Annotated in this window: 20 protein-coding genes and 1 pseudogene; 9 read left to right on the top strand and 12 right to left on the bottom strand. The window is 69.0% G+C overall.

Going from position 1 to position 23,387, the window contains the following annotated elements; genetic code table 11:
- Positions 1 to 214: 214 nt before the first annotated feature.
- Positions 215 to 1,009 carry an SAM-dependent methyltransferase gene (locus tag AC069H_RS10680; protein ID WP_478232097.1) on the bottom strand — a complete coding sequence of 265 codons (795 nt, stop codon included), beginning with the start codon at positions 1,007 to 1,009 and terminating at the stop codon, positions 215 to 217.
- A 367-nt stretch (positions 1,010 to 1,376) separates the two neighbouring features.
- On the opposite strand from AC069H_RS10680, the gene AC069H_RS10675 reads away from it, so the two are divergent.
- Positions 1,377 to 2,156, top strand: a complete 780-nt coding sequence (locus AC069H_RS10675) for an alpha/beta fold hydrolase (protein ID WP_478224612.1) — start codon at positions 1,377 to 1,379, stop codon at positions 2,154 to 2,156.
- 29 nt (positions 2,157 to 2,185) lie between these two features.
- Positions 2,186 to 2,380: pseudogene (locus AC069H_RS10670) on the top strand (MerR family transcriptional regulator); the annotation flags it as partial.
- Between the two features lie 657 nt (positions 2,381 to 3,037).
- Here AC069H_RS10670 and AC069H_RS10665 read toward each other — a convergent pair.
- Positions 3,038 to 3,643 carry a LysE family translocator gene (locus AC069H_RS10665; RefSeq protein WP_340688643.1) on the bottom strand — a complete coding sequence of 202 codons (606 nt, stop codon included), beginning with the start codon at positions 3,641 to 3,643 and terminating at the stop codon, positions 3,038 to 3,040.
- A 32-nt stretch (positions 3,644 to 3,675) separates the two neighbouring features.
- Positions 3,676 to 4,239, bottom strand: coding sequence for a MarR family winged helix-turn-helix transcriptional regulator (locus AC069H_RS10660; RefSeq protein ID WP_340688439.1), 564 nt, complete (start codon positions 4,237 to 4,239; stop codon positions 3,676 to 3,678).
- A 91-nt stretch (positions 4,240 to 4,330) separates the two neighbouring features.
- Here AC069H_RS10660 and AC069H_RS10655 point away from each other — a divergent pair, with 91 nt between their 5' ends.
- Positions 4,331 to 5,059 (top strand): SDR family NAD(P)-dependent oxidoreductase, encoded by a 729-nt coding sequence (locus AC069H_RS10655; RefSeq protein ID WP_478232096.1) that lies wholly within the window; start codon positions 4,331 to 4,333, stop codon positions 5,057 to 5,059.
- An 836-nt stretch (positions 5,060 to 5,895) separates the two neighbouring features.
- On the opposite strand, the gene AC069H_RS10650 is transcribed toward AC069H_RS10655, so the two are convergent.
- Complete coding sequence (locus AC069H_RS10650; protein ID WP_478224894.1) at positions 5,896 to 7,275, bottom strand: amino acid permease; 1,380 nt, start codon at positions 7,273 to 7,275, stop codon at positions 5,896 to 5,898.
- 194 nt (positions 7,276 to 7,469) lie between these two features.
- The gene (locus AC069H_RS10645) at positions 7,470 to 8,357 is read right to left on the bottom strand and encodes a LysR substrate-binding domain-containing protein (protein ID WP_478232095.1); all 888 of its coding nucleotides are present in this window, start codon (positions 8,355 to 8,357) and stop codon (positions 7,470 to 7,472) included.
- A 72-nt stretch (positions 8,358 to 8,429) separates the two neighbouring features.
- On the opposite strand from AC069H_RS10645, the gene AC069H_RS10640 reads away from it, so the two are divergent.
- A complete protein-coding gene (locus AC069H_RS10640) occupies positions 8,430 to 9,425 on the top strand; it encodes a YeiH family protein (protein ID WP_478232094.1) in 996 nt (331 codons plus the stop codon).
- Here the strand turns inward: AC069H_RS10640 and AC069H_RS10635 are convergent.
- From AC069H_RS10635 to xsc, 3 genes are all read right to left on the bottom strand, one after another.
- The gene (locus tag AC069H_RS10635; RefSeq protein WP_478232093.1) at positions 9,403 to 10,395 is read right to left on the bottom strand and encodes a phosphotransacetylase; all 993 of its coding nucleotides are present in this window, start codon (positions 10,393 to 10,395) and stop codon (positions 9,403 to 9,405) included. The two genes, AC069H_RS10640 and AC069H_RS10635, sit on opposite strands and share 23 nt — an antisense overlap.
- A gap of 67 nt (positions 10,396 to 10,462) precedes the next feature.
- A complete protein-coding gene (locus tag AC069H_RS10630; RefSeq protein ID WP_478224617.1) occupies positions 10,463 to 11,827 on the bottom strand; it encodes an aspartate aminotransferase family protein in 1,365 nt (454 codons plus the stop codon).
- A 347-nt stretch (positions 11,828 to 12,174) separates the two neighbouring features.
- The gene (gene xsc, locus AC069H_RS10625) at positions 12,175 to 13,983 is read right to left on the bottom strand and encodes a sulfoacetaldehyde acetyltransferase (protein WP_478232092.1); all 1,809 of its coding nucleotides are present in this window, start codon (positions 13,981 to 13,983) and stop codon (positions 12,175 to 12,177) included.
- Between the two features lie 144 nt (positions 13,984 to 14,127).
- Between xsc and AC069H_RS10620 the strand changes: the two genes are divergently transcribed.
- Genes AC069H_RS10620 through AC069H_RS10610 form a run of 3 tightly spaced genes read left to right on the top strand, consistent with a single transcriptional unit; the run spans position 14,128 to position 17,555 of the window.
- On the top strand, positions 14,128 to 14,928 hold the full coding sequence (locus AC069H_RS10620) for an IclR family transcriptional regulator (RefSeq protein ID WP_340688425.1): 801 nt from the start codon (positions 14,128 to 14,130) through the stop codon (positions 14,926 to 14,928).
- A 9-nt stretch (positions 14,929 to 14,937) separates the two neighbouring features.
- Complete coding sequence (locus tag AC069H_RS10615; RefSeq protein ID WP_478232091.1) at positions 14,938 to 15,870, top strand: AAA family ATPase; 933 nt, start codon at positions 14,938 to 14,940, stop codon at positions 15,868 to 15,870.
- Positions 15,867 to 17,555 (top strand): cobaltochelatase CobT-related protein, encoded by a 1,689-nt coding sequence (locus tag AC069H_RS10610; RefSeq protein ID WP_478232090.1) that lies wholly within the window; start codon positions 15,867 to 15,869, stop codon positions 17,553 to 17,555. Before AC069H_RS10615 ends, AC069H_RS10610 begins: the two co-directional genes overlap by 4 nt.
- Here the strand turns inward: AC069H_RS10610 and AC069H_RS10605 are convergent.
- The gene (locus tag AC069H_RS10605; RefSeq protein ID WP_478232089.1) at positions 17,538 to 17,738 is read right to left on the bottom strand and encodes an antitoxin; all 201 of its coding nucleotides are present in this window, start codon (positions 17,736 to 17,738) and stop codon (positions 17,538 to 17,540) included. The two genes, AC069H_RS10610 and AC069H_RS10605, sit on opposite strands and share 18 nt — an antisense overlap.
- 331 nt (positions 17,739 to 18,069) lie before the next feature.
- On the opposite strand from AC069H_RS10605, the gene AC069H_RS10600 reads away from it, so the two are divergent.
- Complete coding sequence (locus tag AC069H_RS10600) at positions 18,070 to 18,585, top strand: OmpA family protein (protein WP_478232088.1); 516 nt, start codon at positions 18,070 to 18,072, stop codon at positions 18,583 to 18,585.
- Positions 18,582 to 19,805 carry a polysaccharide pyruvyl transferase family protein gene (locus AC069H_RS10595; RefSeq protein WP_478232087.1) on the top strand — a complete coding sequence of 408 codons (1,224 nt, stop codon included), beginning with the start codon at positions 18,582 to 18,584 and terminating at the stop codon, positions 19,803 to 19,805. Before AC069H_RS10600 ends, AC069H_RS10595 begins: the two co-directional genes overlap by 4 nt.
- A 159-nt stretch (positions 19,806 to 19,964) precedes the next feature.
- Here the strand turns inward: AC069H_RS10595 and AC069H_RS10590 are convergent, their stop codons facing one another.
- From AC069H_RS10590 to AC069H_RS10580, 3 genes are read right to left on the bottom strand one after another with little or no spacing between them, the layout of a single operon-like run.
- Positions 19,965 to 21,404, bottom strand: a complete 1,440-nt coding sequence (locus tag AC069H_RS10590) for a sodium:solute symporter family protein (RefSeq protein ID WP_478224622.1) — start codon at positions 21,402 to 21,404, stop codon at positions 19,965 to 19,967.
- Positions 21,404 to 21,616 (bottom strand): DUF3311 domain-containing protein, encoded by a 213-nt coding sequence (locus AC069H_RS10585; protein WP_037339284.1) that lies wholly within the window; start codon positions 21,614 to 21,616, stop codon positions 21,404 to 21,406. The genes AC069H_RS10590 and AC069H_RS10585 overlap by 1 nt, the downstream gene beginning before the upstream one ends.
- Positions 21,613 to 23,274, bottom strand: coding sequence for an amidohydrolase (locus AC069H_RS10580; RefSeq protein ID WP_478224623.1), 1,662 nt, complete (start codon positions 23,272 to 23,274; stop codon positions 21,613 to 21,615). Before AC069H_RS10580 ends, AC069H_RS10585 begins: the two co-directional genes overlap by 4 nt.
- Positions 23,275 to 23,387 lie beyond the last annotated feature (113 nt).

The following is a 23,387-nucleotide window of genomic DNA, read 5'->3' as shown; positions in this document are numbered from 1 at the left end:
CGGTGGACGCGTAACCATTCATCTCGATGGGTGACTGCCGCGGCAAGCGCGTGAGGACTGTCCGGACGATCGAGCCGGTCCGCCACGCCGAGATTCTGCGCGGTATGCGCAGCCAGTCGTCGTACCGACTCGTCCCCCGACGGTGACGCCACCGGATGACGCGCATGGGCAAGCCGGGAAATCCGTTCCCGTCGCGAACAGGACGCTGAGGACCTCAGACCTTGCGTCCGACCCCGGCGTAGACGTCGTCCGGTTCGATGTCACGGAGGCCGGGTTCGGGATGCCACTGTGGCGCGCTCACCACACCGGGATCGATCAGCTCCAGTCCGTCGAAGAGCGCGGCGACCTCGGCGTAGGGGCGGAAGTACATGGGATCCCTGCTGTTCTTCATCGCCTCGGTGACCGCCGCCATTTCCCGGGGCGCGTGGTCGGCGGTCAGATGCGACAGCGCGACCAGGCTGCCTGCCGGCAGTGCCTCCCGGTAACGGGCGACGATCTCGGTGGGGTGCAGGCTGTCCGGGATGAAATGGAACACGGCCACCATGAGCAGCCCGATCGGCTGGTCGGAATCCAGCAACGCCCGCACCGCGGGCGAATTCAGGACCGCCTGAGGCTCGCAGAGGTCTTCCTCGACAACGGCGGCGTTCGGGTTGCCGTCCAGGATGAGGCGGCTGTGGGCGACTGCGACCTTGTCGTAGTCGACGTAGACCACCTGACATTCGGGATCCATGTCCTGGGCGATTTCGTGCACGTTCCCGACCGCCGGGATCCCTGAGCCCAGGTCGAGGAACCGGGTGATGCCCTGTCCGACCATGTACTGCACGGCACGGCGAAGGAACGCCCGGTTGGACGCGGCGACCTGACGGCCAGAGGGCAGGACCGCCATGACCTTCTCCCCGACAGCGCGGTCGGCGTCGAAATTGTGGCTACCGCCGAGCAGCCAGTCGTAGACCCGTGCCGCACTGGGCACCCGGATGTCGACACCCTCCGGAACCCGTTCACCCGCCACGGACACCGCACCTCGCACTGTCTCGACTCTCGGTACACCGCTGTCGCCAGTACGGTACCGACTGCGACACCTCACCCGAAACCGTTTCGCACACCGGCCACTGAAGTACAGGAAGAACAAAGCCGGGCACGCGGACGGGCATATGGGGGCACGGCGGCAAGAAAAAGTTCAAGGACCGGTTCATCTCCACGACGAAGGACAACCGGGTCACGAAGAAGTGGCGTAAACCCGGTCAACGGACGGTCGCGATCGAAGGGGGTTCTCCTGGGCGGCGCGGTGCCGCCGTCGGCGATCATCCGGCTGTACCCGCACTGAAGCCGCCGGCGGGTTGACCCTGACGCTGGGTCAACCCGTCAGCATGGCCGCCATGAGCACGAAAGACAGCTATTTCACGGTCCACCGGGACGGCGTCGCGATCGAGGTCTCCCGCGGCGGCCGGGGACGGCCGCTGGTCCTGTGTCCCGGGCTCCTCACGACTCAGGCCGACCTGCGCGAGCTGATCGAGCTGCTGCGCCGCGACCACGACGTGATGACCTTCGACCTCAGGGGTCATGGCCTCTCCTCGTCCGCGGACCGGTACACCTTCGAGGCGTTCCTCGGCGATTTCGGCGCCGTCATGGCGGAGTCGGAAGACCACGCGCCCCTGCTCGTGGGGCATTCGCTCGGCGCGGACCTGGCCGTGCACTACGCCGCCGGTCATCCGGACGCCGTGTCCGGGCTCGTCCTCATCGACGGCGCGAACCCGGTACCCGAACCGTTCCTCACCGAGGCCGACCTGCCGGGGTTCCGTGCGATGGCCGAGGGACTGCGGCACGAGTTCGAGCGGGTCGCGGGCACCGAGCGTCAGGTGCTGCTGACTCCTCAGGACTTCCTCGATCTGAACATCGAGATCGAAGCGGTGCGCTCCGGCATCCTCGACCGGTACCGGAAGATCGACCGCCCGATCCACCTGATCATGTCGGCTTCGATGGCCGGGAACAGCGACGACGATCAGGCGCGGCGGCGCAACGAGAATTGGCGGGCCGGAGTCGAACGGCTCGTCCGGGAACGGCCACACCTCACCACGTCGTGGCTCGACGCCGACCACCGGCTCGTCGTCACCCACGCCCGGGACATCGCCCGGTTGATCCGCGAGGCGACCTTCTGACCAGCACGCGAGGCGAGGACACTGGACAGATGCTGACCATCGGCGAGCTGGCGTCGTACGCGGGGGTGACGGTGCGCGCGGTGCGGCACTATCACGCCAAGGGCCTGCTGCCGGAGCCCGGGCGCGACCACTCCGGCTACCGGAGGTACGACGCCGGTGCCGTGGTCGAGCTGATCAGGATCAGGACTCTCGCCGAAGCAGGGGTCCCGCTGTCGCGGGTGCGGGAACTGCTCCACGCCGGGGAGAGGGAATTCGCCGCGGCGGTCACCGACATCGACAAGCGGCTGCGCGCCGAGATCCGGCAGCGGCAGCGGCATCGCGAGCGGATCGCCCGGCTCGCCTCCGGGGACGGTCTGGTGCTGCCCCCGGAGGTGGTCGAGATTCTCGACCGGCTGCGGGCGCACGGTGTCGACGAGCGGATCGTCCAGGTCGAGCGGGACGGCTGGATCCTGCTGGCCGCGCATTCACCCGAGCGAGTCCCGGAGTGGGCGGCGCGCAAGAGGGAGCAGATCACCGACCCACCGCTCATCGATTTCTATCTCACCCTGGGACAGGCTCTCGACCGGGCAGGCGACGATCCCGAACTGGTCGAGCTGGCCGACAAGCTGGCCGTCTACATCACGCGGATGGCCGACGAGCGGGACGAGGCCTATGTCGGCGACACCGAGGTCACCCCACCGTTCGCCGATCTGATGGACACACTGGCCTTCGACACCGCCCCGCCGGCCCGCCGCCTGATCGAGCTGCTGAGAACGCGAGGCTGGACCGGCTGGACGAAGCTGGAACGCGTGGCCCCGGCACCGGACACCGCCGTTCACCCTGGCCGCGGCACGAGAATCTCCTGTCACAGAGCCGGTTCATCCTGTCGTACGACCACACCGTCACACTCCCACCAAGGCGACGACTCCGAGTCCCAGCAAGATCACGCCCACGACCGAATCCAACGATCTCTTGACCGGCGGCCGGTTCAGGAACGGGTGGAGACTTCCGGCCGCGAACGCGAACCCGAACAACCACAGGGCGCTCACCGTGACATAGATGGCGAAGAGCACGAGCTCGGCGCCGAGGGCCGACGCCGCCGAACCCGGGAGGAACTGCGGAAGAATCGACAGATAGAACAGGCCGATCTTCGGATTCAGGCAATTCATGAGCAGTCCGCGCAGGAAGAAACCCGTGTTCCCGCGACCTTCCCGGTTCGGCGCGGGAGCAGGCGGCGACAGCGCGGAACGCAGAGCCATGACCCCGAGCCACATCAGGTAGGCCGCGCCGATCACCGTGACGACCCGGAAAGCCACACTGCCGTTGGCCGGCAACGCCGATAGCCCCACCACCGAAGCGATACCCCACAAGACGATGCCGAGCAGGACCCCGGCGGCGGTGCGCACCGCCGCCGGACGTCCGGCGGCGGCACTCGTCTGGAGCAGGAGCGCTTGATCCGGCCCCGGAACGATGACGATGACCGCCGCCGCGGCCGTGAAAGCGAGCACAGTGAACAATGTCAACCGATCCCCCGGCGGGTTCAGAGGGCCGTACCGACATCGCCGACATGGGAAACACCGTGATCGTCGCACCGGCTCTGAACCTCGGCGAGCAGCACCCGTAACAGTGAGGCGAGTTGGGCCCGCTGCTCGTCGCTCAGCCCGGAAATCAGTTCGAGTTCCCGCTCGAGCACCCGGTCGACGGTCTGCTCCACCAGCGCGTGCCCGGCCGGGGTCAGTGTCACGTACACGCTGCGGCCGGGCGGTTCGGTGTGCCGCTCGACCAATCCCTCGCGTTCCGCGCGGGCCACCCGCTGCGAGATCGCTCCCGCCGTGACCAGGGTCGACCTCGCCAGTTCCCTGGTCGTCAACGAGTATGGCGGCGAGCTGCGCCGGAGCACGCTGAGCAGGTCCAACGTGGCCGAATCGACGCCGGAGTCGAAGAGGACGCGGCGGCGGTCCTCGCCGAACACCTTGGCCAGCTGCCACACCCGGGTCACGATGCCGATGGACTCGGTCGACGTTCCGGGCCGTTCGCGCTGCCACGCCGCCTCGATCTCGTCCGCCGCGTCCGGCGTCGGATCCTGTTCGGCCGCTGCACTCATCCAGACCTCCACCACGGTTGTCGCCACACGCCGCCCAGCCTATCATTTAGGTCTAAACGTGACAGGGATCGGCCAACACGAAGGAAGTCAGATGACTCGGACAATCCTGGTCACCGGTGGGGGCACCGGCATCGGCAAGGCCGTGGCGGCGAAATTCGCGGCATCGGACGCCGTCGTGCACATCACCGGACGGCGCGAGGACGTACTGGTCGCGGCGGCGGCCGGACTGGGCGGCTCGTCGGTCCGGCCACTCGTCTGCGACAGCACCGATCCCGAGCAGGTCGTCGCCTCGCTGGCCGAGCTGGACGGACCGATCGACGTGCTGGTCAACAACGCCGGCGGCAACACCGACTTCGATCTCCCCGAGCGGGATGGGCTCGCCGGAGTCCTCGCGCGGTGGCGCGCCAATCTGGACGCAAACCTGATCAGCGCGGTGCTGACCACCACCGCCGTGGAGAGCAGGCTGTCCGAAGGCGGATCGGTGATCCACATCGGGTCCATCGCCGCCGACCAGGGTGCCGGATCGTACGGCGCGGCCAAGGCCGGGCTGGCGTCGTGGAACGTCGACCTGGCCCGCCGGCTCGGCGCCCGCGGGATCACCACGAACGTGGTCGCGCCTGGCTACATCCGGGAAACCGAGTTCTTCCGGGACAAGCTCCCCGCCGAGCGGGCCGAGCAACTGGTCGACGCGACCTGCACCGGCCGTGCCGGGATTCCCGTCGACATCGCCGAAACGGTGTACTTCCTCGCTTCCGCGGGCGCTCGGCACATCACCGGACAGACTCTCGGAGTCAACGGCGGCGCCCACCCGAGCAGGTGAGGACCAGAACGGCGGCCCCCTCGTGGTCATCGGTTTGGACCCCTTGCACGCGGGTAGCCCCTTGCCAGGCCGGCAGACTCCCTGACGGCGGTGGCGTGCACGCGTCCCACCGCGTCACAGGGCGGCCGGCTTTCCCTTGGTGAGGGCGGAAAGTCCCGGGGGCAAGCCGGCCGTTCAGTGCGGCTCCGTCATCCTCACCGTCGTCGCGTCGTTCCACGACCTCCGTTCCCACGAGGCGAGGACGAAGCTGCCGTCACCGGCGTCATCTCGTAGGGTTACTGTTCCGGGGCGCCGGCCCCGGAGTGGCCCAGGCGGAGAAGGAGCACGGCGGTGGATGGGCGGCGTCGAAGACCGTTGTGGCGGGCCATCGCCTCCGCCGCCGAGGTGGCGGGTCGTCGTGACAGCTGGGCGCAGACGGTCTGTCTCGCCTGTGTGGAGACCTTGGGCCAGGTGGACGCGGCGATCCTGGCGTTGCGGGGTGGTTCACACGCCGAGGAGGTCTTGGGCGCCAGCGAACAGGGGGCCGCCGACCTCGCGGAAGCGCAGTACACCGTCGGCGAGGGGCCCGGCGTGGAAGCGTTCACGAGCGGATCGCCGGTGCTGGTTCCGGATCTGAATATCGAGCAGGTGCGCTGGCCGGGTTTCGCGCAGGCGGGAGATCGACGGCGTGCTGGCGGTACGGGTCGAAAACGGCTACGTCACCGGCGCCTACCACGTCCGCAATCCCGAGAAACTTTCAAGCGTGACAAGGGAGATCACCGTGAGCCGGTGAACGGGGAAACGGCCCGCCCGCAGGAGAACCCGCGGGCGGGCCGGGCTTCACGGTGCCCGCCGGGTCACTCCCGGACGGCGGCCGGGGCCGCGTCCCTCGTGGGTTCGGGATCGATGGGCCCGGAGGGCACCTTGGCCACCGGCCTCCCCCGCCGCCGCCGGATCTCGAATCCGACGAGGATCAACGCGAGTGTCACCGCGCTGAGCCAGAACTGCGAGCGCGTCGACGGCAGCAGCGCCATCGCCAGGATCACCGCGGCCATCAGCGCGATGGTGGCGTAGCTCAGCCACGGGAACAACCACATCTTGAGCGTGAGCTTGTCCGGATCCTCCCGTTCCAGCCTGCGGCGAAGCCGCACCTGCGCGAGCGCGATCGAGAGGTACACGAACAGCGCGACGGCACCGTAGGAGTTGACCAGGAACTGGAAGATCAGATCCGGCGAGGTGTAGGCGGCGATGACGGACACGTACCCGATCGCGGTCCCGGCCAGGATCGCGCGCCGCGGCACACCGCTGCGGGAAAGCGCGGTGAAGGCCTTCGGCGCGTCGCCGTTGCTGGTGAGCGCGAACAGCATCCGCGACGAGGTGTACAGCGCCGAGTTCAGGCAGGAGAGCACCGCGGTCAGGACGATCGCGTTCATGATCGTGGCCACGGCCGGGATACCGAGCACCTCCAGCACGGCCGCGTACGGACTCACCGCGGTCGCCGGGTCGTCCCAGGACTTGATCGCGACGACGAGGAACACCGAACCCACGTAGAACAGCACGACCCGGAAGATGATCGACCGCATGGCCTTCGCGATCGCCTTCTTCGGTTCCGCGGACTCGGCGGCGGCGATGGTGACGATCTCCGCGCCGGTGTAGAAACCGATGCACGGGACCACCGCCGCGAGTACCGCGCCGATCCCGAGTGGCGCGAATCCGCCGTGAGAGACCAGATTCGTCAGTCCACCTTGGGCACCCGGCCAGAAGCCGAACAGGTACAGGGCACCGACGACCAAGAAGACGACGATCGCGACGACCTTGATCGAGGAGAACCAGTACTCGAACTCGCCGTAGGACCGGGCCGAGACCATGTTGGTGCCGGTGAGGATCAGGAGCAGGCCGAGACTGAGCACCCACAGTGGCACGTCCGGTACCCACAGCTGCAGGATCCGGCCGCCCGCGACGGCTTCGACCGCCACGACGATGACGAAGAAGTACCAGTACATCCAGCCGACGGCGAAACCCGCGCGGTTGCCGAGCGCTTCCCTCGCGTAGACGTAGAACGAGCCGAGCGCGGGTTTGGCGATCGTCATCTCCGCGAGCATCCGCATGATGAGCACGGTGATCAGGCCGGCGATGAGGAACGAGACCACCGCGGCCGGACCGGCCGACTGGATGACCACGCCACTGCCGACGAACAGCCCGGCCCCGATGACGCCGCCGAGGGCGATCAAGTTCATATGTCGCTGCTTGAGCCCTGGTTTCAGGCCGCTGCTCTGTGCCGGGTCGGACGCTGAAGTCACGTCTCCTCCTTCTCGCACGCACCGCCGGGGCGGTGGCGCTGGGAGCTCCATTGTGGTTCCGGTCACCGTAGGAACAAGTCGGGCCCTGAGCGAGTGCCAGTTACGATGCGGGAAAGGGGTCCAGATACCACTCAGGACGGCTTGTGCGTCGCCAAGGCCAGCAGTTCCGCCGCCGGGCCGTCGAGGCGCCGTCCGGCGGGCCAGACCGCGCGCAGGACGCGACCGAAGTGGACATCTTCCACCGCGACGACCACGAGATCGTGTCCGGCGACGTCCAGTGCGCTGATCACCGCGGGGCCCGCTCCCGCGAGTACGGCGTTGCGGACGGCGGACGCGGAACCCAGCTCCAGCAGCGGTTTCACCGGCCCCACGCCGGCCTCGCGCAAGGCGGTGTCGACGGTCTCCCTGGTTCCGGAGCCGTGTTCCCGCACCACGAGCGGCGTACTCGCCAGCTCCGCCGGGGTCAGCCGACGACGTTCGCGCGCCCAGGGATGGGTGCCGGAGACGACCACCACGAGATGGTCACCAGCGACTTTCCGCGACGCGAGACCGGGCAGCGCCCCAGGCGACTCGACGAAGCCGAGGTCGACCTTGCCCTCGCGGGCCAGTACGGCCACCTGCTCCGAATTCGTGACATCGAGGCCGAGGTAGAGGCGGGGGTTCGCGCGGTTGAGCTCGCCGATCCAGCCCGGGACCAGGTGTTCGGCCAAGGTCATGCTCGCCGCGACGCGGAGCTCTGCCTCGTGCCGGGTCCGCAGGGCCTCGGCGCCGTCGAGCAGCCCGTCGAGCTCGGTGAGCACGCGGCGCGCCCAGCCGGCGATCACGCGACCGTCCGGGGTGAGCGCGGAACCGCGGCGGGTCCGGTCCATCAGCACCAGACCGAGTCGTCGTTCCACAAAGGACAGCCGCTTGCTCGCCGACGCCTGCGCGAGTCCGAGGACGGCGGCGGCCTGCCCGATGCTGCCCAGTTCGCCGACGAGGACGAGCAGGCGCAACGAATCCAGCTCCGGTGCTGTCATAGCCAAACTGCATGATCTACCCGCCGTATTCCCGGCTACCGGCACCGTGCTTTCCGGACGACGCTCGTCAGCATGAGCACCACGTATGCGCGGCGGACGAAGCCGCATCTGATCGGTCTCGCCGTCACCGCGCTCGGTGTGGCCGTCGCGTATCTGCTGAGCACCGCCGTTCCCGTGCTCAGCGCCCTCACGCTCGCGGTCGTGCTCGGGGTGCTCGCCGGCTCGCTGCCGGTGCTCTCGGACGGCACCAGGCAAGCCATCGCGAAGGTGACGAAGAAGCTCCTGCGCGCCGGTGTCGTCCTTCTCGGTTTGCAACTCGCGCTCCCTTCGGTGCTTTCCCTCGGTCCTGGCACCCTGCTCGCGGTCGTGCTGACGGTCGGCCTCACGTTCCTCGGCACGCTCGGGCTGGGCAGGCTGATCGGCGTTCCGCGCGGTCTCGCGATGCTGGTCGCGACCGGGTTCTCCATCTGTGGCGCGTCGGCGATCGCGGCGATGGAAGGCGTCGTCGAGCGTGAAGACTCCGACGTCGCGACCGCGGTCGCGCTGGTCACCTTCTACGGCGGCCTGGCGATCGCGGCGGTCCCCCTCCTCGGCGGCTGGCTGGGCATGGACGCGCTGCGGCTCGGCGGCTGGGCCGGGTTGAGCGTGCACGAGGTCGCGCAGGTCGTCGCGGCCGCCACCCCGGCGGGGACCGCCGGGGTGGCGGTCGCCGTGGTGGTGAAGCTGAGCCGGGTCGTCCTGCTGGCGCCGATGGTCGCCGCGGTCAGCGTGCACGAACGCCGTCGCCGCCCGTCCGCCGGCGGGAAGCGCACGCCGCTGGTCCCGCTGTTCGTCCTCGGTTTCCTGGCGATGGTGGTGGTGCGCAGCACCGGGATCCTGCCGGGCGTCGCACTCGACGTCGCCAAGGTGGTCTGCACGCTGCTGCTGGCGGGTGCGCTCTTCGGGCTCGGCTGCGCGGTCCGGATCGGCACCCTGGTCCGCACCGGTGGCCGGGCGCTGCTGCTCGGCCTGCTCTCCACGTTGCTCGTCGGCACCATCGCCTACGTCACCCTTGCCGTGCTCGGCTAGCTTGGACGGCGCTCAGGAGCGCGAGCGTCTCGATGTCGGAGGCCGAGCAGCCGCGGGAGAGATCGTTGAGCGGCGCGGCGAGGCCTTGAAGGATCGGGCCGAGCGCGACGGCGCCGCCGAGCCGTTCGGCGATCTTGTAGCCGATGTTGCCCGCGTCCAGATTGGGGAAGACGAGGACGTTCGCGCGGCCGGCTACCGCGGATCCGGGAGCCTTGGCCGCCGCGATCGACGCCACCAGCGCGGCGTCGAACTGCAATTCTCCGTCCACGGGAAGGCCGGGTTCCCGCTGCCGCACCAACGAAGTCGCCTCACGGACGACGTCGACGCGCTGATGGGCGGCACTCCCCTGCGTGCTGAACGACAGCATCGCGACCACGGGGTCTTCGCCCGTCAGGCCGCGATGGGTCGCCGCCGCGGCGAGCGCGATGTCCGCCAGCTGCGCCGCCCCCGGCTCGGGCACGACAGCGCAGTCCGAGAAGGTCAGCCGCCGCCCGTCCGGGAGCAGCAGCAGGAAGCAACTGCTCAAAGTGGACACTCCCGGCGCGAGGCCCACGACCCGCAGCCCCGCGCGCAGGACGTCGGCGGTCGGCCTGGTCGCGCCGGCGACACAAGCGTCCACGACGCCCGCCCGCAAGGCCGCGGCCGCCACGAAAACCGGATCGCGCCGGGCGGCGTCGAGGTTCTGCGGACGACGCGCGAATCCCGCTGTCAGCGCGGCCTCGATCCCGTCGTCGGCAAGAGCGTCCGCGAGGTCCACGATCAGGTCGTCCGTGGCCCCTACCGCGCGAAGGCGCGCCCTGTCGCCGAAAAGCAGCGGCCGCACGATCCCCTCGTCCCGCAGCGTCAGTGCGGCGCGGACGGCGCGCTCGTCGTCACCGTCAGGCAAGGCGACGCGGAGATCCCGGCCGCGCAACGCCTCCCGCCATGCGTCGAGCGTGGCGTCCGGCGTGACCTCGGTGGTCAGGCTCATCGAAGTACCTCCACGGACGAAGCGGGGGCCGCCGGAAGACGGCGACCCCCACCTGGTGAAAAGAGGATCAGGGCTGGACGGCCTTCTCGACGTCGTTGAGCATCGCGTCGACGCCGTGGAGAAGCTCGGTGAGCACCTCGCGATCGGCGACGAGCGGCGGCGAGATCATCAGCATCGTCGCACCGCGATCGTCGCCGCGGAGGATGACGCCCGTGCGCCGGAACGCCTCCGGGAGCACCTCGCGAAGCACCTTCAACGACTCCGCCTCGGTCAGCTCCCGGCCGCTGTCGCGGTCGGCCATCAGCTCGATGGCGTAGAAGAACCCGGTACCGCGGACGTCCTTGACGCAGCGGTGCGCGGACTTGAGCGAGTTCAGCGCGGCGAACAGCTCCGGCCCCTCGGTGAGCACGTTGTCGAGCACCCGCTCGTCCCGCATCGCGGTGAGGTTCGCGACGGCGACGGCGGTGGCGACCGGATGCCCGCCCCACGTGGCGCCGTGGGTGAAGACGCCACCCTTCGGGGAGTCGTACAGCTCGGTGACCAGCTTCTCGCGCACGATCACCCCGCCGAGCGGCGCGTAGCCCGACGTCGATCCCTTGGCGAAGGTGATCAGGTCCGGCACGACCCCGGTGACACCGTGCCCGAACCAGTGCCCCAGCCTGCCGAACGAGCAGATGACCTCGTCGGACACAAGCAGGACGCCGTATTTGTCGCACAGGGCGCGCAAAGCGGGCCAGTACCCCTTCGGCGGCACCAGCGCCCCGCGGCCGTTCTGCACCGGCTCGGCGAACAGCGCCGCGATCGTCTCCGGCCCTTCCTCCAGAATGACCCGCTCGATCGCCGTGACACAGTCCAATTCGGACGCCGGACCGCAGTCTCCCAGCAGTCCCAACGTGTTCGGCACGTGCCGGACGCCCGGCATGAGCGGGCCGAAGGGCTCCTTGATCTTCGCCAGCCCGGTCACTGAGAGGGCGCCGATGGTCGTGCCGTGGTACGCCATGTCCCGGCTGATGATCTTCGTTCGCTCGGGCTCCCCCTGGCTGCGGTGATACTGCCGGGCGAACTTCAGCGCGGTTTCGACCGCCTCGGAGCCCGAGTTGACGAAGAACGTCGTCCCGAGGTCGCCGGGCGCGAGCTCGGCCAGCAGCGTGGCCGCCTCGATCGCCGGGGTGTGCGCCGAACCCCAGTTGCTCGCGTAGGCCAGGGTGCCGACCTGGTCGGCGGCCGCCTTGGCGATGTCCGCCCGCCCGTGGCCCATGTTGACGCAGAAGAGCCCGGCGAGCCCGTCGAGATGACGGCGTCCTTCGGTGTCGATCAGGTAGCTTCCCTCGCCGCGTACGAACACCGGGAAATCCGAGGCCCAGGTGTCCTTGCGGGTGAAGTGCGGGCCGAGATGCCGTCGAGCCTGCGCTCGCAGCTGGGTGACGTCCACCGGAGACCTCCTTCGAGACACGAGTCTGTGCTTCGACTTTCGCAACCCGGCTGGCACCGGCCCAGCACCAGAGCGGCGACGATCGATGGGTCCAGTTGCCCAGCCATGGGTGGCCGATCCGTGAAGGCCTCCTTCCCTACTCTCAAGGTAGGGAAGGAGGCCTTCACGGCGTGGTCGCAGGCAGAAGGGGAGGACTGGGGGAAAGTCCCCTTCACGCCGTCGCGTGCGGACGACCACCTCGCCGCCCGATGGGCACTTCCAGCTTTCCCAGCTGAACGCGCGTGAAGGCCCCCTTCACCTTCGACCGAGCCAAGAGGAAGGGGGCCTTCACGCGCAAATAACGAGACCTACACGTAGTCCTTGTACTTCTCCAGGAACCGCACGGGCTTGGACAGCGCGTCCCGGCGGAACGGGTCGCCCAGCTCGCGGGTGCACATGATCTCGATGACGGTGGTCTTGCCCTCGTTCATCTGCGCGTCGACGGCACGCTGCAGGGCGGGGCCGACCTCGTCGAGTTTCTCGACGACGATGCCGTCCGCGCCCATCGCCTTGGCGATCCCCGCGAAGCTCTCGCTCTCCAGCTCGCCCGCGACGAACCGCCGGTTGTAGAAGTCGACCTGGTTCTTCTTCTCCGCGCCCCACTGCCGGTTGTGGAACACCACCGCCGTGACCGGGATGTCGTGCCGGACCGCGGTCATGATCTCACCCATGCTCATCCCCCACGCACCGTCGCCGGCGTAGGAGATCGCGGGCCGGTCGGGCGCGGCGGCCTTGGCGCCGATGATGGTCGGCAGCGCGTACCCGCAGTTGCCGAAGCTCATCGGGGCGAAGAAACTGCGCGGCTCCTCGAAGCGCAAGTAGCTGTTCGCGACCGAGTTGATGTTGCCGATGTCGGTCGACACCATCACCCGCGGCGGCATCGCCTTCTCCAGCTCCCGCAACACTTCCCTGGGGTGCAGCCAGTTGCCTTCCTCGCTCTCCTGCTCCGCGATCATGTCGAGACTGAACGGGTCGGTCTCGTGGGTCCAAGCGTCGAGCTCGGCCTCCCACGCGTCCTTCTCCGCCTTGATCTTCGCCGCGCGAGCGTCCTTTGTGGAGTCACAGGCCAGTGTACGGTCCGCCAGGCGCCTGGTCAGCGCGACCGCCGCGTCCTTGGCGTCGCCGCAGATGCCGACGGTGATCTTCTTGACCAGGCCGAGCATCTTGTGGTCCGCGTCGATCTGGATGATCTTCGCGTCCTTGGGCCAGTAGTCCATGCCGTGCTGCGGCAGCGTGCCGAACGGGCCGAGGCGCGAGCCGAGCGCGATCACGACGTCCGCCTGCGAGATCAGCTTCATCGCGGCCTTGGAACCCTGGTACCCCAGCGGTCCGCACCACTGCGGGTGACTCGCCGGGAACGAGTCGTTGTGCAGGTAGCTGTTCACCACGGGCGCGCCGAGGCGTTCGGCCAGCGCCTTGCACTCCTCGACGCCGTCGGCCATCACGACGCCGCCGCCGGAGATGATCACCGGGAACTCCGCCGTCGCCAGCAGCGCCGCGGCCTCGTCGAGGCTCCGCTCGCCGCCTGGGCCGCGGTCGAGCCGGGCGGGCTCCGGGATCTCGGCCTCGATCTCGCCGTAGAAGAAGTCGCGCGGGATGTTGAGCTGCGTCGGGCCGAGTTCCGAGTGTGCCCGGTCGAAGCAACGGCCGGTGTACTCGGCCATCCGCTTCGGGTTGTTGACGTGCCCCTGGTACTTCGTGAACTCCTGGAACATCGGCAGCTGGTTGGCCTCCTGGAAGCCGCCGAGGCCGGTGCCCATCGTGCCCGCCTCCGGCGTCACGATGACGACCGGGCTGTGCGCCCAGTAGGCGGCCGCGATCGCGGTCACGCAGTTGCTGATGCCGGGGCCGTTCTGCCCGATGACGACGCCGTGCCTGCCGCTCACCCTGGCGTAGCCGTCGGCCATGTGCCCGGCGCCCTGTTCGTGCACGACCGGTACCAGCCGGATGCCCGCCGGCGCGAAGATGTCCATCGCGTCCATGAACGCCGACCCCATGATGCCGAAGATGTCGGTGACGCCGTTCGCCACGAGCGTCTCGACGAAGGCCTCGGACGGGGTCATCTTCTTCCGGCCGCTGACGACCACGCGGCCGTCACCCGTCTTCCGTTCCGTCATGTTGCGCTCCTTCGACAGGCAAGATTTACAAAAAACGATACGTGGCGTTCCTGAAATCAGGATGCGACCGACGATAGGACGCGGATCGCCGAGCGTCAACGTCGGATTCTGAAAACCGAGACGAAATGTGCTACTTTCCGGAACATGGAGCTGCTTCGCGAACCCGATCCGATCAACGGGGACACGCCGACCATGCGGCTGTTCTCCCTGCTCGAGCTGATCGCCGCCAAGGACCAGCTGGTCTCCCTGCAGGGCCTCGTCGAGGAGACCGGCCTGCCGAAACCGACTCTGCACCGCATGCTGCAGCAACTCGAAGGGGCGGGCCTGCTGGTCCGCCAGGCCGACGGCCGCCACTACGGCACCGGCCACCGGCTGCGACGGCTCGCGGAGAACCTGCTCCTCAACGCGACCCACCACGGCGCCCGGCACGCCGTCCTGCGCCACCTCGTCGACGAACTCGGCGAGAGCTGCAACGTGACCACATTGTCGGGCAACGAGATCGTGTACCTCGACCGGGTGGAGACGCCGGAGCCGCTGCGGTTCTACCTCCGGCCCGGCTCCCGCGTGCCGATCCACTGTTCGGCCAGCGGCAAGATGATCCTCGCGCAGATGAGCCCGTCGCAGCGGCGGAAGCTGCTCGCGCACGCGCCGCTCAAGCGGTACACGAACAAGACCCTCACCGACCTCGACGCGCTCGAAGCCGAGTTCACCCGCATCCGCCGCGACGGGTTCGCGCTCGACGACGAGGAGTTCCTGCCCGGCTTGGTGTGCGTCGCGGTCCTCGTGCCGGGGCGCGCCAACCTCTGCGTCGCCGTGCAGGCGCCCGTCATGCGCCTGACACCGGACAAGGCGCTACAGACGCTGCCCGCACTCCAGCGCGCGGCCGAGGCGATCAGCCGAGTCGACGCCGAGGGCGCGTCCGAACCGGAAAGTGTTCCGTCGTAAGGAGTTCTCATGATCCCCGAGCTTCGGCTCCCGGTACGCGAAGTCTTCGGCATCGATTCGGACCTCGTCGTCGGCGCGTTCCGAGAGCGCGGCGAGCACGTCCCCGAGGTCGACGAGGCGTACCGCTTCAACCCGGACGTGACGCTGGCCCTGCTCGCCGGCTTCACCCGCGACCGCCGGGTGCTGGTGCAAGGTCTGCACGGCACCGGGAAATCGACCCATATCGAGCAGGTCGCCGCACGGCTCAACTGGCCGTGCGTGCGCGTCAACCTGGACGGTCACCTCAACCGCCTCGACCTCGTCGGCCGCGACGCCGTCGTGGTGCGCGAGGGCAAGCAGGTCACCGAGTTCCAGGAGGGCATCCTCCCGTGGGCGTTGCAGCGGCCGGTCGCGCTGGTGCTCGACGAGTACGACGCGGGCCGCCCGGACGTCATGTTCGTGCTCCAGAGGGTCCTCGAACGCGACGGCAAGTTCACCCTCACCGATCAGAACCGGGTTCTGCGGCCGCATCCGTCCTTCCGGCTGTTCGCCACCGCCAACACGGTCGGGCTGGGCAACCTCAACGGGCTCTACCACGGCGCGCAGCGGCTGAACCACGCGCAGATCGACCGCTGGAACATCGTGGCCTCGCTGAACTACCTGCCCGCCGCCGAGGAGATCGCGATCGTGCGGGCGAGGGTTCCCAGTGTCTCCGAGACGCTGGCGGCGTCGCTGGTCGCGGTGGCCGCCTTGACCCGCAAGGGTTTCCAGGCCGGTGATCTGTCCACATTGATGTCCCCGCGCACGGTGATCACCTGGGCGGAGAACATCGAGATCTTCGGTGATCCGGCGACGGCCTTCCGGCTGTCCTTCGTGAACAAATGCGACGAAGCCGAGCGGGACCTGGTGGCGGAGTACTTCCAGCGCTGCTTCGACGACGAGCTCCAGCTGCTCTCGGCATGACCACGGGGCAGGCGGAAACCCGGCGCCGCAACCAGGTCGAGGAGTTGTGTGCGGCCGCGATCCGGGCACTCAGCGGCGATCCGGCGCTCCACTTCCGGGCACGACGGCTGCACCGCGGACGCGAACCGCTCCCCCTGCACGCACCGCATCTTCGTCCGTCGGCCGACGACGATCCGCTGTCGTCCCGCGGCATCGCGGACGGGATGGCGCTGCGCCTGACGTCCTCCGACGTCGCCCTGCACCGGAGCCTGTGCCCGCGAGACCCGGCCGAACGCGGGATTTTCGAGCTGCTGGAACAGTTCCGCGTCGAGTCGCTCCCGCCCGCGGACCTACCGGGAATGCGGCGGAACCTGCGCCTCCGCCATCTTCGCTGGTCACTGGAGTTCCACCGGTCCGGCCTGACCGAGACCGCACGCGGACTGCTGCTGTACACGGTCGCGCAGATCTGCCGGTCACGGATCACCGGCGAACCGGTGGTCGAGGAGACCGAAGACCTCATCGAGGCGACCAGGTTCGCGCTGGCCCCTTCGCTCGGCCACGACCTCGCCGGGCTTCGGCGGCACCGGACGGACCAGAAGGCGTTCGCCGAACACGCGCTGGCGATCGCCCGGACGACCGGCGTCCTGCTCGCCGGGACCGAGCAGGACGCCGAGGACGATGGTGATCCCACCGACCCGCGGTTCAGCCTCGTGATCGACTTCGACGCGAGCCTCGGCGAGCAGATTCCCTCCGCGACCGCCGGTACCAGCCGGACGTTGGGCGAATCCGGTGCGGCGTACCGGGTTTTCACCACCGCGTACGACCGCGAACGGCGTGCGTCGGATCTGGTGCGCCCCGGACTGCTGGCCGAACTCCGCGAACGGCTCGACCGGCGGGTCGCCAGGCAGGGCGTCGGGCCGGGACGGCTGGCACGCGACCTCAAGGCGGTGCTCGCCGAACCCGCGCGCGACGGCTGGGACGGCGGCCAGGAGGAAGGCCGGCTCGACGGCCGCACCCTGGCGCAGCTGATCAGCTCGCCCACCGAACGCCGGATCTTCCGCACCGAGCGGATCGAACCGGTGGCGGACACCCTCGTCACGTTCCTGATCGACTGCTCGGGCTCGATGACCGCGCACGCGGAACCCGTCACGGCGCTGGTCGACCTCTTCGCGCGCTCGATCGAACTCGCCGGCGCGTCCTGCGAGGTACTCGGCTTCACGACCGGCGCCTGGAACGGCGGCGGACCCGGGCGGGAATGGAGACGAGCGGGACGGCCGCGCCATCCCGGCAGGCTCAACGAACGCCTGCACCTCGTGTTCAAGGACGCCGAAACCCCATGGCGCCGGGCGCGCCCGGATCTCGCGGCACTGCTGAAAGCCGATCTGTTCCGGGAAGGGATCGACGGCGAGGCCGTGGCCTGGGCCTGTGGCCGGATGCGCGCGCGAACGGAGGCACGCCGGATCCTGCTCGTCCTCTCCGACGGCAGCCCCATGGACAGCGCGACGTGCCTGGCGAACGATCCGCACTACCTGGACGAGCATCTGCGGGAAACGGTGCCGCGGGAGGAGAACATCGTCGAGATCCGCGGGATCGGCGTGGGGCTCGACCTCAGCCCCTTCTACCGCCGCTCCCGGGTTCTCGACACCTCGGTCACGTCCGGGTACGCGCCGTTCCGTGACGTCCTCGGGTTACTGACCCTGCGGTGAATCCTGCTGCCCCTCGCCCGGCTGCTGCTCGCCGCCGGACTCGCCGAGGTAGTCCTTCGCCTTGTCGGCGGCCGAGTCGATCTTGTCGGAGTGGTCACCGAAGCGGGGTTTCGCGAAATCGGCGGCCTTGTCGACGTGCTCCCCGCTCACCTTGTCCTTCATGCCTTCGAAGTTGATACCCATGAGAACTCCTCACCTATTGTGAATACGCCGACTACCGGCGCATAACTCCTATCAAAGTCCCTTCGCGCTCCATCGCAACTTGAGCCGGACGGTTGGGTGAGTCGCGTGAACTTCACCTCATTTACCCTTTGCGGGTAAGGAAATCGGACTCGACCACCGCGAACGCGGATCGCCGGAGGTAGCTCACTCGGGTGGACTTACCGCCGCTCCACCGGTTCACGATTGGCGCATTTAGCTCTTTCGTGTTCGTATCCCTGGGGTCACCAATGCGGACACGGCCAAAGGGAGTTCGAACTTCATGCGCAGGAATATTGCCCGGACGGTATCGGGCGTGGCGATCGTGGCCGGCCTGGTCGCCGCGTGCGGCTCCGAGGGCGAGAACGGTGCGGCTGGAACATCTGGCGCGAATGGAACCGCTTCAAGCGCGGCCGCTGCGCCGTCCTCCGGCGACGGAGCCCCCGCTTCCTCGGGAGCCGGCACCGGAGACGCGGGTCAGGCAGGCGGCGAGGCGGCGCAGAAGGTGACCGCCGCGATCCAGCAGGCGCTCCAGCAGGCGCCGATCGCCTTCACCACGGAAAGCGCCGAACTGTCCGAAAAGAGCAAGGCGGCACTCGGCGAGATCGCCAAGGCCATGCAGGGCAACGACGTGAAGATCATGGTCGCGACCCACGCGGGTTACCCCGACGCGGAAAGGTCCAAGGCGCTCTCCGAAAAGCGCGCCGAAGCGATCACCGCCGCGCTCGAAGGAGCGGGCGTGGCCGAGGACCGCGTCAAGACCGAGGCGACCGGCAACGAAAAGGCGCAGGGCGACAAGGCGTTGGACACGCAGATCACCGTCGCCCAGTGACCCTCGACGGAAGCGCGGGTGGGCGGAACGATTCGCCCTCCCGCGCTTGTCACTATCTGATCGGCCCGAGCGGTTTTCCCAACTACGGCGACGAACTGATCGCCGCGACGTGGCTGCGTCATCTGGCGCGGACCGCGCCGGAGGCCGACGTCTGGCTGGACACCCATTCGCCGGGACCCGCGCAACTGCTCTTGAACGATCTGCATCCGCGCCTCCGCTGCACGGACACCCTGTGGCGGCTGTGCGGTGAAGCGCCGTCGGACGATCCGTGGGAGGTCGCGCGCTGGGTGCAGTCGGCGGTGGACGACCCCGGGCTCGCGCCGCGGTGGGACGCGGGCATCGACCTCCTCGGCCGGACCGACGTGGTGCACCTGATCGGCGGCGGCTACCTCAACGCGTTGTGGCCCCGGCATATCGGGCTGATCGCGGGCGCCGCGGCCGCCGCACGCCGATCGGGTGCCCGTGCGGCCATGACCGGGCAGGGCCTGACACCGTTCCCGCCCGGGGCGACCGACCTCCTCCGCTCACTCACCGACCGCTTCGACGTCGTCGACGTCCGCGACGCCCCCTCGGCGGAACTGCTCACCGGCGCCGTCCGGACGTGCGACGACGTCTTCCTGGAACCGCCCGAGCGGAGACCCGCCGCGCAGGCGCGCGAATTCGTGCTGTGCGTCCAGTCCGACATCGGCGCCTTCGAGCCGTCCGCGCTGGCCGCCCAGGTACTCGGCTTGCTGCGCGCATGGGAAGTCCACCCTGAGCAACTCGCCGTCGTCGAAGGGATCCCCCGGGTCGACCGCGCCGTTCCGGCACTGCTGGAACACGAACTCGCCGGCGCGGAATTCCACCCGTTCCGCGACATCTGGCGCCACGGCCTCCCGCTGGCGCCCGGGCAGACCTGGATCTCCAGCCGGTACCACCTGCACCTCGTCGCCGCGGCGGCAGGCGCGACCGGCCTCGCGATGAGCGTGTCGCGCGGGTACTACACGACCAAGCACCGCAGCCTGATCGATCTCGGCTCGGGCTGGACGCCGTTCGACGCCGAGACGGGCGGGACGCCGGACCGGCCGACCGGTAGCGGGTTCCCGCCGCACGTCGTCCGGCGGTCCCGGGACTTGAAACTCTCGGTCGCGAAGGCGGTGTACGGAAGTCCGGTGGCCGAGGCGGCACAGCCCGCGACGCGACGCCTCGCCCTGCGCTCATGGCGGACCCGGTCGAGCTAGCCGGATGATGCGTGATTGGAGCCGGATCTCGCGTGCTTGAAGCCGTAAGACACGCGGTGCGAGAGTTCCGCCTTCAAGCACGCGAGTTACGCCTCCAATCACGCGAGTTCCGCCTTCAAGCACGCGAGTTACGTCTCTGATCACGCGAGATCGTTCGTGTCACCGGCTGAGGGAGGGCACCGCCTCGGCGTCCGAGACGCTGTCGGCCGACCGCGCCACCGGAACCCGGGCCTTGTCCGGCGCCGCCAGGCTCCAGACCGCCACCACGGCCAGGTTCACCCCGAGTGACACCAGCCCCGCGTTGAAACCGCCGAACGTCGCGCCGGTGACGTACAGGACGATCGCGGTGAGCACACCGGTGACCATCCCGGCGGCCACCGCGGCGGTCCGCACCCGACGCACGAACAGGATCGCGAGCCAGCCGGGGACGACCTGAGCCAGCAGGTTGTAGGTCAGGTTCAGGATGGTGAGCATCAACGTCGACGCGACGAGGGTCAGTACCGCCGCCAGCACCAGGAAACTCGCCACCGCGACGACCGTCCACCGCCGTTGCGCCGCGGCCGGGACGTTCGGCGCGATGTTGCGGCAGACCATGCCGCCGATGGTGAGCGCGGTCGCGGCGAGCACCAGCACGCCCGACAGCGCGGCCCCGGCGGCGACGAGGCCCAGCAGCCAGTCCGGCAGCAATCCCTTGGCTGTCACCATGAACACCGTGTTCGGGTTCTCCAGGTCCGGATGCGCGCGCACGCCGTAATAGGCGGCCAGCACCAGGAACGGGTAGATCAGCATGTACATCGGCATCCACACGGTCGAACTCTTCACCGCGCGTTCGGAACGGGCCGGGAACACGTAGGCGCCACCGAAACCGAGGTAGAACACGATGCTCTGGAAGAGGATCGTCGTCATCGCGAACGTGAGTTCCGAACCGCCCATGGTGGTCTGTGCCGCGCTCAGCACCTCGGGTCCGCTGACCTTCGCGGTGCCGCCGGCGGCGATCACGACGGCCACCCCGACGAGCACGACACCGAGCAGCATGAAGAAATCCTTGAGGATCGAGACGAACGCGGGCGACCGCACCCCCGAGACGGCGATGTAGACGAACGCCACGATGCCGGCCAGCACCACGCACTGCACGGGATCCAGCGGTAGCCCCAGATTGCCGAGCACCACCTGGAGGCCGATGAACTGGTACTGCCCCCACGGGATCAACGCGATCAGCATCGTGACGCAGGTGATCAGCTCGAGCCGCCTGCTGCCGAAATGCCGTCCGAACACGTCGGGCACGGTCATCGCGTCGTACCGTTTCGCCGCCCGCCACACCAGCGGCGCCAGGAAGTAGCCCAGTGAGTACGCGAGCAGGATGTAGCCGAGGAACCAGATCCCGTAGCTCGCGCCGTGCGCGTAGATCCCGCTGGGGAACCCGATCATCGTCCCGATGCTGTACACCTCGCCGACCGCGAGGAAGTACACCAGCCACGCCGGGAACGACCGGCCGCCGACGAGGAACTCCGAGATCCCGCCACCGCGCGTCGACCGTCCCGCCCACACCGCGAGCCCGATCGAGCCCGCCATCACCACCGCCACGATCGCGATCAGCATCAGTCGTCCTCCGGGTAGTGGGCGCGGTCGAAGAAACGCCAGCTGATCCACAGGCACAGGGTGGTCAGCGGGCAGCAGCAGAACACCCAGAAGAACAGCACCGGAATGCCCAGCACCGATGCCGTCGATCCGGAGAGCAGCAGAATTCCCGCCAGCAGGGCGAAAGCGGGAACGAACAGTCCGATGAGGACACTTGGCCAGCTGCGGATCATCGTCCTGCCCCCGTCGCCTCGCGCCGCCAGACGACCTCGCCGCCGCTGACGGTGGCGTCCACGGTCAGCTCGCGGATCCGGTCCTGGTCGATCGTGGTCGGATCGCCGGACAGCACCGCGAGATCGGCGAGCTTCCCGACCTCCAGGCTGCCCTTGACGTTCTCCTCCCCCGCCAGATAGGCGGCGTCGATCGTGTAGCCGCGCAGCGCGGCGTCCACGTCCACGGCCTGTTCCGGGCCGAGCACCTTGCCCTGCCTGGTGATCCGGCGTACCGCACACCAGATCCCCTCCAGCGGCGGCACCGGGGTCACCGGGGTGTCCGAATGCAGTCCGAAGTGGATTCCGCGCGAGCGGGCCGAGACCAGCGGGCTGATCCGGCGCGCCCGCTCGGGGCCGAGGAAGACGTCACGATGCCGGTCGCCCCAGTAGTAGACGTGTTTGACGAAGAACGACGCGAGGATGTCGTGGGCGGCCATCCGGTCCAACTGGTCTTCGCGCACCGTCTGGCAGTGTTCGATCCGATGCCGCCTGCCGGTTCCGCTCGGTGACCCCAGCCGCGAGTAGCCGTCGATGATCGCGTCGATCGCCGCGTCCCCGTTGCCGTGCACGGCGACCTGCCAGCCCACCGCGTCGAGCGCCGCGATCCGGCGGCCGAGGTCGGCGGGTTCGAGCAGCATCATGCCGTGCTCGTCCGGGTCGCACGTGTAGCCCTCCGCGAGGCATCCGGTCTTGCCCTGGATCGACCCGTCCGCGACGATCTTGACGCCGGTCATCGCGAACTTGTCGTCCACGCGGGCTTCCGGAGCTTCCGGGTCGCCCTCGTCGAGGCCGGGAAGCAGGCCGTCGAACAGGTAGCCGCGCACCCGGACGCGCAGTTTCCCGGCCCGCCGCAACAACGCGTACGCCTCAAGTTCCGCCGCTCCGCCGATGAGGCCGATCCCGGTGTCGTGCACGGAAGTCACGCCGTTGGCGAGGTATTCCTCGTCGGCGAGCAGCAGGGCTTCGGCCAGTTCGCCCGCGCTCTGACCGGGCAGCCGGGACGTGACGAGGAAGGCCGCCGTCTCGACGAGCACCCCGGTCGGCTCGCCCCGGGCGTCCCGCACGATGAGCCCACCGGGCGGATCCGGGGTCTCGGCGGTGATCCCGACTTCGCGCAGGGCGAGCGAGTTCGCGGTGCAGAAATGCCCGGAAACATGGGTCAGGACCACGGGATTGCGACCGGAGACGGGGTCGAGGTCCGCGCGCGTCGGATGACGGCCGTCCGCGAGCAGTGTGTCGTCGTAACGGAAACCGCGGATCCACTCCCCCGGTCCGAGGTCCTTGGCCGCCTGGGCGACCCGGCCGGCGATGTCGGCGATGGTGTCGTTGGGCGGGCTGCCGGCGTCGACCGGCGCGGCCAGTGTCATCCCGAAGAACGCCGGATGGTTGTGGGACTCGACGAAGCCGGGGATCACCGTGCGCTCGGCCAGGTCGAGCACGGTCGTCTCCGGGCCGATCAACCGCGAGATCTCCCGTTCGGCCCCCAGCGCGGTGATCCGCCCGCCGGACGCGGCCAGCGCGCGGACCCGTCTCCCCGCCGCGTCCAGCGTGAGCACGGTGCCGCCGAGCGCGACGAAATCGGCGGCATTCCGGGGATCTTCTCGAACGAACTCCACCACACGGACCTCCTGGCGACGTGTCCTGGCTCACGAAGGATCCCCAGACAGTGCGGCACATCTGGCCGCCTGAACAGGTCCAGAACGCTCCGGTGCGGTGGTACCAGTTGCGCGGT

The sequence above is a fragment of the Amycolatopsis sp. NPDC043887 genome (assembly GCF_056435665.1).
Note: the sequence above shows the minus strand (reverse complement) of the source record. Positions and strands in the feature narration are given on the sequence as shown.

Bases quoted from the DNA above. Each gene is read 5' to 3' on its own strand.
- AC069H_RS10675 (WP_478224612.1), top strand. From the start codon at position 1,377: ATGAGCACGAAAGACAGCTATTTCACGGTCCACCGGGACGGCGTCGCG.
- AC069H_RS10660 (WP_340688439.1), bottom strand. From the start codon at position 4,239: ATGAGTGCAGCGGCCGAACAGGATCCGACGCCGGACGCGGCGGACGAG.
- AC069H_RS10655 (WP_478232096.1), top strand. From the start codon at position 4,331: ATGACTCGGACAATCCTGGTCACCGGTGGGGGCACCGGCATCGGCAAG.
- AC069H_RS10650 (WP_478224894.1), bottom strand. From the start codon at position 7,275: ATGAACTTGATCGCCCTCGGCGGCGTCATCGGGGCCGGGCTGTTCGTC.
- AC069H_RS10645 (WP_478232095.1), bottom strand. From the start codon at position 8,357: ATGACAGCACCGGAGCTGGATTCGTTGCGCCTGCTCGTCCTCGTCGGC.
- AC069H_RS10640 (WP_478232094.1), top strand. From the start codon at position 8,430: ATGAGCACCACGTATGCGCGGCGGACGAAGCCGCATCTGATCGGTCTC.
- AC069H_RS10635 (WP_478232093.1), bottom strand. From the start codon at position 10,395: ATGAGCCTGACCACCGAGGTCACGCCGGACGCCACGCTCGACGCATGG.
- xsc (WP_478232092.1), bottom strand. From the start codon at position 13,983: ATGACGGAACGGAAGACGGGTGACGGCCGCGTGGTCGTCAGCGGCCGG.
- AC069H_RS10620 (WP_340688425.1), top strand. From the start codon at position 14,128: ATGGAGCTGCTTCGCGAACCCGATCCGATCAACGGGGACACGCCGACC.
- AC069H_RS10615 (WP_478232091.1), top strand. From the start codon at position 14,938: ATGATCCCCGAGCTTCGGCTCCCGGTACGCGAAGTCTTCGGCATCGAT.
- AC069H_RS10610 (WP_478232090.1), top strand. From the start codon at position 15,867: ATGACCACGGGGCAGGCGGAAACCCGGCGCCGCAACCAGGTCGAGGAG.
- AC069H_RS10605 (WP_478232089.1), bottom strand. From the start codon at position 17,738: ATGGGTATCAACTTCGAAGGCATGAAGGACAAGGTGAGCGGGGAGCAC.
- AC069H_RS10590 (WP_478224622.1), bottom strand. From the start codon at position 21,404: ATGCTGATCGCGATCGTGGCGGTGGTGATGGCGGGCTCGATCGGGCTC.
- AC069H_RS10585 (WP_037339284.1), bottom strand. From the start codon at position 21,616: ATGATCCGCAGCTGGCCAAGTGTCCTCATCGGACTGTTCGTTCCCGCT.